The following is a 1,010-nucleotide window of genomic DNA, read 5'->3' as shown; positions in this document are numbered from 1 at the left end:
TAAAAGCTGGGCGGGAGCATGGGGCGGATTGGCTTGTACGGTTTTATTGGCGTTAGCGTCTTCAGCGTATCTTGGTTTAAGTGCGTCAATGACAATTCAGCTTGTCATTATTACTTTGTTGGTCGCAATTATTTCGATTTTCGGTGATTTGACCGAGAGCATGTTCAAGCGTGAGGCGTGTATTAAAGACAGTAGTAATCTTTTACCTGGGCATGGTGGTGTGCTTGATCGTATCGATAGCCTTACAGCTAGTATTCCAGTACTAACTGCACTTCTTTATAGCTTTGCTTGGATCTCTTGGGGTGGTCAGTGAGTTCTGAAGCTGTCTGTGTATTAGGTGCGACAGGTTCTATTGGTTTAAGTACGTTAGATGTTTGCGCGCAGCACCCTGAGAAGTTTTCAATATTTGCTCTAAGCGCACATTCTGATTGGCGGGCGCTACTAAAGCTGTGTTTGGTTCACAAGCCCAAGTATGCCGTTATTTCATCTGAGCAGGTGCGTGCTGATGCGGTTGAGGCGTTTAAAAATGCGAGTACCGACACGGAACTTTTGTTTGGGGCGGACGCGTTAACATTTATCGCTAGCCATAATGAAGTAGATATTGTTATGGCTGCAATCGTTGGTGCGGCTGGTTTATCTTCGAGTTTTGCTGCGGCCCAGTCAGGAAAAAAACTTCTTTTAGCGAATAAAGAGTCTCTCGTGTTGGCGGGATCGCTGCTCATGAATGCAGTGCGTGAGTCCAATGGTGTCCTGTTGCCTATCGATAGCGAGCATAACGCGATTTTTCAGTGCTTACCGCACAACTACGCGTGTGGGAATAAGCCTGGTTCGGAAGTAACCCAAATATTATTGACCGCTTCCGGTGGTCCGTTCCGTTCTTTCAATCGGCATCAGCTTGAGTTGGTAACGCCAGAGCAAGCGTGCACTCATCCCAATTGGTCAATGGGTAGAAAAATATCAGTCGATTCAGCAAGCCTTATGAACAAAGGTTTAGAGTTGATTGAAGCTTG

1 protein-coding gene and 1 pseudogene are annotated in these 1,010 nt (G+C 46.1%); both read left to right on the top strand.

Annotated features, from left to right (window positions below):
• The coding region (locus A3739_RS19335; protein WP_197472445.1) for a phosphatidate cytidylyltransferase at nt 1–313 on the top strand (313 nt) is incomplete at its 5' end.
• Nucleotides 310–1,010 (top strand): annotated as a pseudogene (locus tag A3739_RS19330) (1-deoxy-D-xylulose-5-phosphate reductoisomerase); the annotation flags it as partial. The gene A3739_RS19335 and the pseudogene A3739_RS19330, both read left to right, overlap by 4 nt.

Source organism: Oleiphilus sp. HI0067, from assembly GCF_001635735.1.
The sequence above is the reverse complement of the archived record's forward strand: the minus strand, read 5'-3'. Positions and strand labels throughout refer to the sequence as shown.